General features: G+C 60.5%; 7 protein-coding genes. All 7 read right to left on the bottom strand.

Annotated features, from left to right (window positions below):
• Positions 1-33: 33 nt before the first annotated feature.
• Positions 34-2,070, bottom strand: a complete 2,037-nt coding sequence (ligA, locus tag BN874_RS12545) for an NAD-dependent DNA ligase LigA (RefSeq protein ID WP_034433853.1) — start codon at positions 2,068-2,070, stop codon at positions 34-36.
• Positions 2,071-2,073: 3 nt separating this feature from the next.
• Complete coding sequence (locus BN874_RS22655; protein WP_195912185.1) at positions 2,074-2,895, bottom strand: cell division protein ZipA; 822 nt, start codon at positions 2,893-2,895, stop codon at positions 2,074-2,076.
• 141 nt (positions 2,896-3,036) lie between these two features.
• On the bottom strand, positions 3,037-6,558 hold the full coding sequence (gene smc / locus BN874_RS12535) for a chromosome segregation protein SMC (protein ID WP_034433851.1): 3,522 nt from the start codon (positions 6,556-6,558) through the stop codon (positions 3,037-3,039).
• A 28-nt stretch (positions 6,559-6,586) separates the two neighbouring features.
• A complete protein-coding gene (locus BN874_RS12530; RefSeq protein WP_081756373.1) occupies positions 6,587-7,060 on the bottom strand; it encodes a chemotaxis protein CheW in 474 nt (157 codons plus the stop codon).
• Between the two features lie 92 nt (positions 7,061-7,152).
• Positions 7,153-11,931: an Hpt domain-containing protein gene (locus tag BN874_RS12525; protein WP_034433847.1), complete on the bottom strand. Its 4,779-nt coding sequence runs from the start codon at positions 11,929-11,931 to the stop codon at positions 7,153-7,155.
• 104 nt (positions 11,932-12,035) lie between these two features.
• Positions 12,036-14,102, bottom strand: coding sequence for a methyl-accepting chemotaxis protein (locus BN874_RS12520; protein ID WP_034433843.1), 2,067 nt, complete (start codon positions 14,100-14,102; stop codon positions 12,036-12,038).
• A gap of 68 nt (positions 14,103-14,170) precedes the next feature.
• The gene (locus tag BN874_RS22650; RefSeq protein ID WP_051497797.1) at positions 14,171-14,740 is read right to left on the bottom strand and encodes a chemotaxis protein CheW; all 570 of its coding nucleotides are present in this window, start codon (positions 14,738-14,740) and stop codon (positions 14,171-14,173) included.
• Between the last annotated feature and the right edge of the window lie 10 nt (positions 14,741-14,750).

Genomic DNA, 14,750 nt, shown 5'->3' with positions numbered 1-14,750 from the left:
TTTTCCGTGCGCAAGGTGCGGAGAACGGATCGTTCAACGGCTGTTATCCAGCAACGCTAACAATCCCGCCTCGTCCAGCACCTTCACACCTAACTCCCGCGCTTTATCCAGCTTGGAACCGGGATCGCGGCCTGCGACAACGTAATCGGTTTTCTTCGACACGCTGCCCGCCACCTTGGCGCCCAGCGCCCGCAACTGATCAGTCGCCTCGTCGCGACTTAGCGCATCCAGCGTTCCGGTCAGCACCAAGGCTTTGCCCGCGAGAGGTTGTTTATCGCTGAATTTTGCCGCCGCTTCCGGCCAATGAACTCCGGCCCTCTGCAACCGGGCGATCACATCCTGATTGTGCGGTTCCTGGAAAAAGGCATGGAGGGCAGCGGCGACCACCGGGCCAACATCCGGGGTCTGTTGCAGGCGATCCACGTTGGCAACCATCACCGCATCCAAAGTACCGAAATGTCTCTCCAAGGCAAGCGCGGTGGCCTCACCCACTTCGCGAATCCCCAGCGCATATAGAAACCGCGCCAATGTAGTGGTCTTACTCCGGTCCAGCGCCTCGATCAGCTTAGTAGCGGATTTGGCGCCCATTCGTTCCAACTCGGCCAGCGCTAATTCATCCAGCGCATAAAGATCAGCGGGATTGTGTACCAGGTTCCGTTCTACCAGTTGATCCACCAGCTTGTCGCCCAATCCTTCGATGTCCATTGCGCGACGTGAGGCGAAATGACGGAGGGCTTCCTTGCGCTGAGCGGGACAGTACAGGCCGCCGATGCAGCGAGCGACCGATTCCCCTTCCGGGCGGATCACTTGCGACTCACACACCGGACAGCTTTCCGGCATCACGAACGACTGAGCATCGGCGGGGCGGCGATCCAGCACCACGCCGACCACTTCGGGAATCACATCGCCGGCGCGGCGCACGATCACGGTATCGCCGACCCGGACATCCTTGCGCGCCACCTCGTCGGCATTGTGCAAGGTCGCATTGGTGACAGTGACGCCGCCCACGAACACCGGTTTAAGTCGCGCCACCGGCGTAATCGCGCCAGTGCGCCCGACTTGCACCTCAATGGCTTCAACTACGGTCAACTGTTCCTGCGCCGGAAATTTATGCGCCACCGCCCAGCGCGGCTCGCGGGTGCGAAAACCCAGTTGTCGCTGCCAGTCCAGCCGGTTGACCTTGTACACCACCCCGTCAATCTCGAAGGGCAGCGCATCACGCTTCTCAGCGATAGCGCGATGAAACGCAATTAGCCCAGCCGCACCCTGCACCGCTGTGCGTTCACCGCTCACCGGCAGGCCCAAAGCGGCCAGCGCATCGAGTACCGCGCTTTGGGTCACAGGACATTCCCAACCCTGCACCTCGCCCAGCCCATAAGCAAAAAAGGAAAGCGGCCGCTTCGCCGCCAAGCCCGGATCCAGTTGCCGGAGGCTACCCGCCGCGCCGTTGCGCGGATTGACCAGTGTAGGTCGTCCAGCGACGCGCTGTCGGGCATTGTAGCGCTCAAAGTCCGCACGGCTCATGTACGCTTCACCGCGCACTTCCAGCACTTCAGGTACAGCGCCCTGCAACCGGAGCGGCACCACCTGGATGGTACGCACGTTCTGGGTGACATCCTCGCCCATCTCGCCGTCGCCGCGGGTGGCGGCCTGCACCAGCATCCCGTTCTCATAACGCAGACTGATAGCCAAACCGTCGAACTTCAGCTCGCAGGCATACTCAACCGGCGCTGACTCTTCGCTCAACCCCAGATCGCGCCGCACCTGGGCATCAAAGGCCAGCGCACCACCGGGACCGGTATCGGTTTCGGTGTGAATGGACAACATCGGCACTCGATGCCGCACCGGCGTAAAAGCATCCAGCGGTTTACCACCCACCCGCTGGGTCGGTGAAGAGACGCTGCATAATTCAGGGTGGGCCGCTTCAAGCGCCTGTAGCTCTTGAAACAGCCGGTCATACTCGGCATCGGGGATTGCCGGATCGTCCAGAACGTAATAGCGGTGATTGTGTCCGTTGATCTGGTCACGCAACCCGGCGACGCGAAACTGCATATCGGAAGAAGCCGCCATGTCCTACTCCTGCCATCCATGTGATTGCGCCCAAGCCCGCAGCCGCCGTTCCAGATCGCTGACCTCGGCGCGCAGATGCATTAACGCCTGATTGTTCATCCGGTTGCGGCGTCCATCGCAAATCACGCCACCCAATTTTTGCGCCCACTGGTCGGCGGCGAATACCAACAGATTCAGCGCCTGGGTTCCTTCCAGCGGGCCAGGCAGGTGCATGAACAGCAACAAGCCCGGCGTTCTGAGTTCGGGCAGCGTTTGCAAGTCGAACGAACCCGGTTCACGCAGATGCGCCAGACTGAATACTGGCGTATCGGCGTCGGCCTTACCATCGGGGAAGCGCTCGAACAGGCCACCTGCGCCTAACCGGAACTGTAGTTCCTCGGCAACCGCCTGGATGCGCGGCCCTCGAAAAGGGCGATGTGGGGCCGCCATCACCGTGAGAACCACCGTCATTTGTGGCGCTGTTTCCGGATCCAGATCCGGCGATAACCACGAATCCGATTCAACCTCAGGGTCTGCGGCGGTAAATACCGATTGGGTCTCGACCTCACGATGGATGGTCCGAATTTCCACATCCACCAACGCCTTGTCAGCGAGATGATGATCGGGCGTGAGGTAGCCTAAATCGCCAAAATCATGCTGTACCGGCCCATCATTATCACCTGCAAACGGCGCTTGGGTCTCGCCCAATACCGGCTCCCGCTCTGGCCGCCGGCGACGGTTACGGAGTCCTTCCTTGATGCTGGATCGGATACCCCAAAGAAAAATTAAGACTACGACCACGGCACCGATGCCGATCAGCAGCCACTGCAACTGTGTTCTGTCCATTTCCATAAATCGAAAGCCCCAGGCCACACGCTCAAAAAATGTTGCATCGCAATACCGTTATAAAACCAAGCCCCCATATCGGTCAGGACTGGGGGCTATACACACCGTCGTTTATACTGAAATCGCAGCGCTTGCACAAATCTAGCTGACCATGGCCAGCCGCACAGCCTCCTCGACATCCACCGCCACCAGCCGTGATACCCCCGGTTCCTGCATGGTCACGCCGGCCAGATGCTGGGCGATAGCCATGGTGGACTTATTGTGGGTGATAAAGATGAACTGCACTCGCGCTGACATATCCTGAACCAGCGCCCCAAAGCGACCCACATTGGCTTCATCCAGCGGCGCGTCTACCTCGTCCAGCAGACAGAACGGCGCCGGATTAAGTTGGAAAATGGCGAACACCAGCGCAACTGCCGTTAACGCCTTCTCGCCGCCGGACATCAGGCTGATCGAACCGATCCGCTTGCCGGGAGGTTTGGCCATGATCGCCACTCCGGCATCGAGTACATCCTCGCCGGTCAGTTCCAGATGCGCCTCACCGCCCCCGAACAGGCGTGGAAACAGTGCTTGCAAACCGACATTCACCTGCTCGAAGGTCTCACGGAAACGAGCACGGGTCTCGCGGTCAATTTTCCGAATGGCATTTTCCAGGGTGGTCAGCGCCTCCAGCAGATCAGCATTTTGCGCATCGAGATACTGTTTGCGCTCCGACAACTGGGCAAATTCCTCAATTGCCGCCAGATTGATCGCGCCCAACCGCTGAATCCGTCGCTCTACCTGTTCCAACCGCGCCAGCCAGTCATTTTCAACCGCCACCGCCGGCAAGGTCGGCAATACCGTTTCCGGATCGCTGGCGAGTTCGCTCAACTGTTCGCGCAAATTCTGCTGACGAATCCGCGCCTCGCCTAAAACCAACCGTTGTTCTTCAATATCGCGGCGCTGGGTTTCCGCCTGCCGTTCGCAGCGACTGCGGGCCTGCTCACCCGCCTTCAACTCAGCATCCTGAGTTTCAAGCGCCTGGCGGGCCACCTGCAACTCCGCTTCGAGCGCCAGCCGCCGCTCCAGTCCGTCTGCCAGTTCGTCTTCGACCGTGGTCAGCGCAGCTTCGGAATCCGTCGTGCGTTCCATAGCCAACCGCTCCTGCCGCGTCTGCAATTGTTGCCATTGCGTGTGCAATCGCGCCAACGCCTGTTCGGTCGCCGCCACCCGCACCCGCAGTGATTCAAGCGCCGCTGCCTGTTGCGCCCGATCCTGTCGCGCCGCATCGGCCCGAACGCGGCAGGCCCGGAGGTTAACTTGCGCCTGTTCCCGCGCCGCGTTCAGTTCCGTCCGTTCCGCTTGCAGGCTCTCCAACCGCAGCAGCGCCTCTTCCAGCCGCGAGCGCGCCTGTTCCACCTGTTCCTGATCCTGTTCGCCTTGATAGGCTAACTCGGTCAGTTCCTCGGTCAGAGCCGCATGGCGAGCGTGGGCTTGTTCCCGGCGAGTCTGCGCTGCATTCAAGCGTCCTTGCGCGGCGGCATGATCGCGATGCCCCTGATTGACCGCCTGCTGAATCTCGCGACGTTGCTGCTCAAGGTCGTGCAAGCGGGCGCGAATATCTTCCAGTTGCGCATCCTGCTGTTCCAGGGTGGCCGTATCCTCGTGCAATGTTGCTTCCAACTGGCGGATTTCCCGTTCACGCCCCAGCATCCCGTCATCACCGCCGCCGTGCGCCAGCCGCAGCCAGTGGCGTCCAAACCACACCCCCTGTGGCGTCACCACCGTTTCGCCCGCTCGCAACTTAGAACGGTGTACCAGCGCTTCGGTAATGGTGTCGGCGGTCTGCACGCCCACCAGCAATTCAGTCAGTGGCCACGGCGCATGGATGCGATCCGCCAGTTCCGTTGTCACCGATGCGGCTACTGCCGGTACAGCCGAAGGTACAGCCGAAGTCTCAAACAGGGTCAGATGACCTTGCGCGAGGGCAGTCGCGGCTTGCGCTGGGCTGTCGAGATTCGGTACGCAAACGGCATCCAGATAGCCCGCCAACACCGTCTCTACAGCGGCTTCCCAGCCTGAATCCACCTCCAGGCATTCCGCTAATCGCGGCGCTTCGGTCAGACCCTGATCCCGCAGCCAGCTACCCAAACCGCCCTCGCTTCGGCCTAGCGCCGCTTCTTGCAAAGTGTGCAGCGCTGCCAGTCGCCCGCGTCCGGCCTGCAACCGCTCGCGCAGAGCTTGCGCGGTCAAGCGGGTTCGCCGCTGGGTTTCTCCTGCCGCAAACTGCTCAGCTTCAATCCGCGCCAAGGCATCCTGATCCTGCTGCAAGCGCTCAGCCGTGGCCTGTTCAGTTGCAACCAGCTCGACGACTTCGTGGTCCAATTCGGTATCCGCCAGTTGCCGTACTTCGAGCTGCAACCGCTCCAGGCGCCGTCCGCCCTGCAACACTTGCCGATCCAGATGTTCGATCCGGGTGCGCTCCACCTCGGCCTGCCGCTGAGCGTCGCCCTGCTGCCGGTTAAACCCTTCCCAAGCCGCTTGCCCCTCACGCAGGGTATTCTCAGCAGCGGTCAGTGCGGCGCCGGCATCCGCCTCGACCGTCAGCGCCTGCGCCCATGCCGGCTCGGCGGCGATCAGCAGGGTGGCCCATTCCTCTTCCTGTATCCGATCCTGCGTCTGTTGCGCTTCGATCTGGGCTAAGGCGGTTTCGACTTGATCCCAATCTTCTTCCCGTCGCTGACGCAATTCGCGTTGGTGGTGCAGATGTTGTTCGAGTCGGTTGATTTCCGCGCCGGCCTGGTAATAGCGACCCTGAGCCGCGTTGAACGCATCGTTCAAATCCGTCCGCCGCATTCGTCCCGCTTCCAGTTCTGCTTCCAGTCGCCGTTGCTCAGCTACTACTGCTTCCAACACGGTTTCCCGTTGGCGCAGATCACGGTCACGATGGTCCACATCGGCTTGCAGATTTCGCCAGCGCAGGCTGAGCAGCTCCACCCGCAACTGGCGCTCCTCGGCGCGCCAGTCGCGATACTGCTCGGCGGCGCGGGCTTGCCGTTGGAGGTGCTGGAGTTGCCGACCCAGTTCCTCGCGCACGTCGTTCAAACGGTCGAGATTTTCGCGGGTATGACGGATGCGGGTTTCAGTCTCGCGGCGTCGCTCCTTGTACTTGGAAATGCCCGCTGCCTCCTCCAGAAAAACCCGCAGGTCTTCCGGGCGGGATTCGATCACCCGCGAGATCATGCCCTGCTCGATGATGGCGTAGCTGCGTGGCCCCAGTCCGGTGCCCAGGAAGATGTCGGCGATGTCGCGGCGGCGACAGCGAGTACCATTGAGGAAGTAGCTGGATTGACCGTCGCGGCTGACCGACCGTTTGATAGCAATCTCGCCGTAACTGGCCCAGAGTCCGCCCAGCCGACCTTGACTGTTGTCGAACACCAATTCAATGACGGCCTGCCCGACGGGCTTGCGGCTGGCTGAACCATTGAAGATCACATCGCTCATCGTCTCGCCGCGCAGGCTGCGGGCCGAGCTTTCCCCCATCACCCAGCGCACGGCGTCAATGATGTTGGATTTGCCGCAACCGTTAGGGCCAACGATGCCGATCAGATTGCTGGGCAGATGCAGCACGGTGGGATCTACAAACGACTTGAATCCCGCCAGCTTGACTGTACTCAATCGCATGAAGAGACCGACTGCAAATCGCGCGGGACTAGGATCGGCGCAACAGAGGTTGCAACACGGCCTCGATGGCTTCCATATCCGGAATGATGACCGACTGATCCTGGTAGAGCGCCCAACCGAGAACCCCTGGGCGATGCGATTCGGACGCCGCAACATCCTGATCCATCTGGATATCCTGATGCCGCAGGTTCAGTGGGCGAGGGGCCGAAGTGCCCAGAATGCCAAAGTACGGCAGCTTGGAATCCGCCCCCAAGGTGTTGACAATGATGATGCGGGAATTGAGATCCGCTTCCGCCTTCACCCGAAAGATCAGCCGCCCCAAGCTGACTAACGGCGTGGTCAGGTTCCGCCACAGCATGGCGCCCGTCACCCAATGCGGTGCCATTTCGATTTGCAGGGGCGGAGCGAAGGGCAGCACTTCGGCGACCAGACTGTTGGGCAGGATGATCTGCCCGCCCTGTACCGTGATCAGCAAGCAACGCAAACTCAAAGAGGCTTCCATAACATGTCCATGAAAACGGTGTGAACGATGAGCGACGGGCAGTGGACAGTGAGCGGTATGCCCTACCCGCTCGCTGCCCACCGCGCACCTGTTCAGGTGATCAACCCAAGCGCCCGTTCGCCCAGAATCTTGCGGATGGATTGCATCAACTGTTCTTCCTGATACGGTTTGGTCAGGTAGTCGTTGACTCCGAGTTTGAAAGCGCGCTCGCGATGCTTCTCACCACCGCGCGAGGTCACCATGATGATCGGCATGTGCCGTAGATGCGGCTGGTTGCGGACATGGGCGACCACCTCGAAGCCGTCCATGCGCGGCATTTCAATATCCAGAATAGCCAGGTCGGGCACTTGGGTTTGCAGCATCGCCACTGCATCCAGGCCGTCTTTGGCGGTCATGGACTGGATGCCGTGACGCTCCAAAATCCGCGCCGTTACCTTGCGCATGGTGATCGAATCGTCCACCACCATGATGCTGATTTTCTCCGGTCGGGCTTCCTGACGCGCCGCCCGCAGCGCCCGGCTTTCCGCCTGCTTTTGAGCCTGCGAGCCGATGTTACGTACCAGTGCCGCCAATTCCAGCACCACCACCACCCGCCCATCGCCCAGCACGGTGGCTCCGGAGATACCGGATACGGCATTGAACTGTGGTCCAACCGGCTTGACGATGATTTCCTGATTGCCGAGTACCGCCTCAACTTGCAGTGCAGCGCTCGCCTCCGCGCTGCGGAACAGCAGGGTCGGCGGTCGGCGGTCGCTGACTTCCTCGAAGGGCAGAATATGATCGCTACCCATCAGAATGCCCAGGTTGTGCAGCGGATAACGCCGGTCGCTGTATTGATGCTGGATGTGTTCGCCGGCCAGATAGGCCTGAAACTCGCTGTCCTTGATCCGGGTCACCAGTTCGATACTGAGCAGGGGAATGGCGTAGGTGGCTTCGCCAGCCCGCACCAGCAGCGCTTGGGTCACCGACAGCGAGAACGGCAGGCGAACGATGAAGCGGGTGCCCTGACCGGGATCGGTCTGAATCAGCAACGCGCCGCGCATGGCGCGGATGGCCTCGTTTACCACATCCATACCCACGCCGCGCCCGGAGATCTGGGTCACTGCGGTGGCGGTGGAAAAACCGGGGCGCAGCAGCAGCGCAATCAGTTCTTCCGGGGTCGCCGGCTGACCGGGTAGCAGCAGCCCCTTTTCCTCGCCCTTGGTGCGGATCGCGTTGAAGTTCAGGCCGCTGCCGTCATCGCCCAGTTCCAGCACCAGTTCCGCGCCTTCACGTCGCAGACTCAGAGTGATAGTGCCAATATCGGATTTACCGACTGACCGCCGCTGCTCCGGGGTCTCAATGCCATGCGCCAATGAATTGCGCAGCATGTGTTCCAGCGGCGCGACCATGTTTTCCAACACGGTGCGGTCCACTTCCGATTCTTCACCACCGACCAGCAATTCGGCGCGCTTGCCCATATCCTGGCTCGCCTGCCGCACCACTCGGCGCAAGCGCGGAATGATGCTGCCAAACCGCACCATACCGGTACGCATCAGGCCCTGCTGGATTTCCTTGTTGACCTTACCCTGCTGGTCGAGCAGCGTGGTGATCTCGCGGGAATGATCACCCAGGGTGTTACCGACGTTGCCTAGATCATCGGCAATTTCCATCAGCGAGCGGGCAACCTGTTGCAGCTCGGTGAAGCGGTCCAGCTCCAAGGGATCGAATTCCAGTTGGTGCGCCTTGGCGCCCTGATCCTGCCGTGACTGGATGCGAGCCTCGGCCTGAGTAGCGAGGTGGGTCACCTGTCGGCGCAAGCGGGTGATGGTTTGTTCCAACTCGTTGAGGTTGAGGCTCATCGCGCCGACGCCCTGATCAATACGGGCGCGGAAGATACTGCTCTCACCCATCTGATTGACCAGAGTATTGAGCAGCGTAGCGCTGACCCGGATACTGTCGGCGGGTGCGGCAGCGGCGTTTTTCTCGGCGGTCCGCGCCGCGCCGGTCGTTGAAACCATCATGGGTGCCGCTGGCGCGACCGGTTGCGGACGTTCGACCGGTTTGGCGCCGATTAAGCCCTGCAACTCATCGATCAAGGCCGGTTGCGGCTGCGGGCGGGTGCCGCTTACGACTCCGGCCAACATCTGGTGCAGGCTGTCCAAGGCGCGTTGAACCGGATCGAGAATGGACGATGAAGCCTTGATTGTTCCCTTGCTGACGGCGTCCAGCACCGATTCTGCCGCATGGGCCAGATCGCCCACCATCATGAAACCGGCCATGCGCGAGCTACCCTTGAGGGTATGCATTTCTCGACGCAAATTGTTCAGCAGTTCGGTGCTGTCGGGTTCGCCACGCAACCGTTGTACGATGATGTCGCTGGAGTCGAGAATCTCGGTCGCTTCCGTCTGGAATACCTGAGCCAGTTCCTGATCCAGCTCGGTCATGGTTCGGAATGAACTGGGTTCTGCGATCATAGTCACCGGCGCTGCCGGTTCCGGGATATTTGCCAACGCGGTGGATGGCAATTCTTCGGCCACTTCACCGGCGGTAACCACATCCGCCAAGCGGTGCAGATCGGCAATCAACTCCGTCGCAGACGCCGGACTGGTCCCGCTGGCCGCTTCTGCCAGCATCCGGTTCAGTCGATCCAGGGTATGTTGCAGGCTGTCGAGTACTGCCGGCGTTATCCGTCCTCCGATCTTGCCAAGGGCGTCCAGCACCGATTCGGCGGCGTGGGCCAGGTCGCCAATGGTCATGATGCCGGCCATACGCGAGCTGCCCTTGAGCGTGTGCATACCCCGGCGCAGGTCGTTCAGTAACTCCGGTTGGTCGGGGTTGACGCTGAGCTGCTGCAAAATAGCGTCGCTGGCGTCGAGAATTTCGGTCGCTTCGTACTGGAAAACCTGCGCCATATCTGCATCCAGCATTGCCAGCGCTTCCAAAGCGGGCATCCGTTCCAGCACCGGTTCGACTGCGGGCAACGGCAACGGCAACGGCAACGGCAACGGCAACGGCAACGGCAGTGACACGATTTCGAGCCGCTCGTCCGGTTCGGGCGCAGCGGGCAGGGCTTCAATCGGTTGCTCATGCAACAGTTGATCGGCTTGTGCGCTCAACTGGGCCAATGGCGCCAAAGCATCTTCAGCGGTCGCCGGCGTCTGGCTGACCAGCGGTTCCAGCGCGGTTGTTGCCGCGCCGACCAGATCAGCGAGTGCCAGAGTAGCCGGACGAGTGCCGTTCAGCACCTGACTCAACAGACTCTCAAATTGCCAGGCAAAATCGCCAATTATCGTGGCGCCAACCACGCGACCGCTGCCTTTGAGCGTGTGGAAGGCACGACGCAAGGTGGTAAGCGCCTCGCGATTCTCCAGATGCTGCCGCCAGATCGCCAACTGCTCCTGGATCGCAGCCAATTCGCCGCGTGCTTCTTCGAGAAATACCTCGGCAAACTCCGGATCGATATCGGGCGCAATCACCCATCGAGCGGGCGGGGCTGCTGCAACTTCGGGTTCGATTCGCAACAGCGCCTGCGCCCGTGCAGCCAGGGGCGCCAAGGCCTCCAGCGCATCTCTGTGCGGTGCGACTTCACCCACCAGGGGTGCCAAGGCATTAGCCGCCGCCTCGACTACGGCGGTAATCTCCGGGCTGGGGGACAGGCTGCCGCCGAGCACCTGATTCAGCAGGTTCTCGAATTCCCAGGCGAAATCGCCGATCACCGTGGCCCCGACCATGCGACCGCTGCCTTTGAGCGTGTGGAAGGAACGCCGCAGGATTGTGATCGCCTCGTGATCCTCCGGATGCTGTCGCCATAGGGCCAACTGCTCCCGGATCACGGCCAGTTCGCCGCACGCCTCTTCAAGAAACACCTCGATGAATTCCGGATCAGCCTCCGCGAGACCGATCAGTTCCACCAGCCCAGTGATATCCTCGCTCATGTTCACATCCGGGTGCGGTGGAGTCGCTTCGGGTAGCAGCGCTTCCGGTGTATCCAGTGACAAAAGTTCAATGACTGGCGCGGCAGGGGCGACAGGCTTGATCGGAGGAGTGGACATAGCCGTTGGTATTTGCGCCAGCGCCGGCAGATGCAGCAGGGTTTCCAGTTGCGAAAGATGGTCTTGCGCGGCCTTCAGGACCGCAGCCGGCGCGGAGTCACCACTGCTCAGCGGTTCCAGACAGTATTCCAGCCCAGCCAGGATGTCCGCGCAAACCCCGGTAACCAGCGTTCCGTAATACTCGGCAGCGCCAGCGGCCAGAACCCCCACAATGCGATCCAGCCGATCCAGCACCAAGGTGGTGGGCACCCAGTCATGCTTATCCAGCATCTGGCGCAGATCGAGCAAATCAACGCGCAGCGCCTCCCAGGACTCCGGCTGATCAGCCGCTTGCTCCAAGGGGCCGGCAACCGTTTGCTGGAGTCGCTTCAGGGTCTCCTGTAGCGTGTAGATCGCGGGTGTTTCCGGTAGATGAACCGTCTGAGTGCTGCTTCCGGTTAGCACAGCGTGCGGATGCGACCGCCGCAACGTCGCTACCGCCTCTGCCAGATCGGCATCCGAACGTCGACTGCCTGGTGACAGGCATGCTTCCAGATAGCCCGTGACCCGGTCGGTCGCTTGCCGCAACGTCGCCAGATCGAGGGACTCGATCTTCCCACTCACCCGATCCTGGACGACGGCACGCATTTCATCCAGCAAGGCGACCGCCTCACGATGCTCCAGCGCCGCCAGCGGGCTACGCACCTGATCCAGAGCATCAACCAGTGTTTCCAGCGGCGCCAGTTCCGTGGGTTCCACGCCATACATATCCAGATCAAGCTGAATCCGCCGCAGGGCAAACAGCAGATCGTCTTTAACGGAACCTAACCGATTATCGGCGATACGACGCGAAATCATCACGCTACCACCTCCGCACGGAAAACCGGCCCATCGGGCGGTTGCCGTTCAGAAACGAGCTTATACCGGGACACAGCGCACGTTCGCATCCCACCCCCATGAGTTCAATCGGGCAGGCGGAAACCGGCTACCGATTGACGCAATTCCTGCGCCAGTTGATTCAGCGTACCGATGGCCGATGCGGTCGCTACGCTGCTCTCGGCGGTCTGACCAGTGATTTCGTTGATGGAAATCATCGCGGTCGAAACCCGCGAGGCCATTTCCGACACTTGCCCGGCGGACTTGGAAATTTCGTCGATCAATTCAGCCAGCTTGGCTGATACTTTCTCGATTTCATCCAACGCCTCGCCTGCTTTTTCTGCCAATCCCGCGCCGCCCACCACTTCAGCGGTACTCTTCTCCATCGAGATGACCGCTTCGTTGGTATCGGCCTGAATCGTTTTGACCAGAGTCTCGATGCGCTTGGTGGCGTTGCTGGACCGCTCTGCCAGTCGCTGCACTTCGTCGGCCACGACCGCAAAGCCACGCCCGGCGTCGCCCGCTGCTGAAGCCTGAATCGCCGCATTCAGCGCCAGGATGTTGGTCTGGTCGGCAATATCATTAATCAGCGCTACGATATCGCCGATTTCCTGTGAGGATTCACCCAGCCGCTTGATCCGCTTGGAGGTGTCCTGAATATGCTCACGGATTACATTCATTCCGTGGATCGTGTGCCGCACCCGATCCCCGCCCTCATGAGCGATGCCCACCGATTTCTCAGCCACTTCGGCGGAAGCGGCAGTCTTGGTTGACACTTCGTCCATGGACTGCGCCATCTGCATCACGGTGGCACTGACATTCTCAATTTGTCGAGCCTGGATTTCGCTGGACTTGGCCAGCCGGTCAGCGATAGCGCTGGTTTCCTGCACTGCGGCTGCGACCAGTCCCGAAGTGTTGTTGATGGTGGACACCAGATCACGCAGCGCCTCGATGGCATAGTTGACCGAATCGGCAATAGCACCGGTGATATCTTCGGTCACGCTGGCCTGAACGGTCAGGTCTCCCTCGGCCAGGTTACCCAGTTCGTCGAGCAGTCGCAGAATGGCGTCCTGATTGCGGCGATTCTGCTCTTCGGTTTCCTGCTTGCGGTTCTCGCTATCAATCAGCCGCTGCCGGCTTTCGCGGTTCTGAACGTAGAACAGCACCAGCAACAACACCAGGGCAATAAAGCCTAGCAGGTACGCGATCTGATAGTTGAGCGGGATACCGAACACCCGCAAGTCGCGACTGCCTTCAGTATATTGCTCAAGCAGCTTGGTAGTGGCCTCCAGCAGGGTATCGCCTTTGTCAGCAATGCTCCGGGCGGCGTTCTGGACTTTGACCAGTTCCGGCGATTTCTCAACGATACGTGCGGTTTCGGCCTCAAGTGATTTGAACAGTTCGGCGAGGTCGCTCAGTTTGCCGGCGCTGTCGGCGATGTTGACGCGATCGATGCCCAGTCGCGCATCGCCTTCCCGCATCCCCTTGAGTACCCGTCCGAACAGGCTGACATTGCGGCTGAACCGGTCGGCGGCCGCCGCAGCGCTCAGACCGCCTTCCGTCAACATCAGCTTCAGGTCGCTCTCGATCCGCTGGCCGAGCAGTAGCTGGTTGGTCGCCAGGTAAACCTGGCGTGGATCGACCCGGTTGTTGGCCAGACTTTTGGCGATGTCGTCGGACAGGGCGATCATCCGGGTTAACGAGCTTTCCAACAGGGGTACAAAATTGCTGACCGATACCACCGGATCTCGCCCAGCCAGAATAGTGTCAATTTCAGTTCGGATCGGCTTCCAGCGACTTTCCAATGCAGCCAGATACGGTTGTATCGCTTCGGGTGAAGGTGGTAATCCCAGGCTGGCATTGCCGTTCTTCTCGTCGTTCAACGCCTGTTCAAAGCGGTCGCGGCTGTCCTTGATCTTGGTGAACGCCGTCTCCTTGCCGCGGGCAGCTTCAAGCGCCTCAGTGACAATAGCGCGCGACAATAAGCGCTGCTCACTGGCATTTTTGAAGTACACCTCGTTCTGCTGATTCTGCCGAGCCAGCACCACAAAAATAACGCCCATCAGCACGATAAACAGTACCAACGTACCCAACAACGTCAAGTAAGTAACTGAAAAACCCCTCAACGCCGAATAATCTCGCGAATCACGCATTGTTATTTCTCGTTGAATCTAATCCCGACCGGCCCCGCCCGACACACGACGGGGAAGTTCTCGAACATCTAATTGGCCGCGTTGGCGAATCGGGGATCCGCAAGCAGCGCGCTGGTATTGAAGACCAGCCAGTATTGATTGTCATGCAGAAATGCCTCGGCAGTATAGGGACGCAGGCTCTCGTCCACCGTATCCAGCGTGGGCAGCCGGTGCTGCGGACCGAAATGCCTCATGCCGACGACTTCATCTACTAACAGGCCGTAATCCCACTCGCCCACCCGCACCACGACGATCTGACTGCCCGGCAACTGCGCGGTGGGCCGACCGATCAAAAAATCCCGCAAGTCCGATACTGAAATCACCTTGCCGCGCAAGTTGGCAATCCCCAGCAGCCAGCGCTTGACTCCAGGCACCCGGGTAACACGGGGAACCGGGATGATTTCAGCGACATCGTCCATCGAGAATAGCAGGTTCCATGAACCGAGGCGCAGCGCCAGCCGCCCACGAATTTCCGATAACTGCGCATTGACCGCCACCACCGGCGCCCGCTCGCGAACCCGCTGATCAAGTTGCAACAGAATATCGAAGGGATGCAACGAAAGTGGATCCGCCGGGGAGGTTGTTGCCGCATCTGTCACAGGACTGTCC

It is taken from the genome of Candidatus Contendobacter odensis Run_B_J11 (assembly GCF_000531125.1).
Lineage (GTDB): Bacteria > Pseudomonadota > Gammaproteobacteria > Competibacterales > Competibacteraceae > Contendibacter > Contendibacter odensensis.
This window is presented reverse-complemented; position numbering and strand designations above follow the sequence as displayed.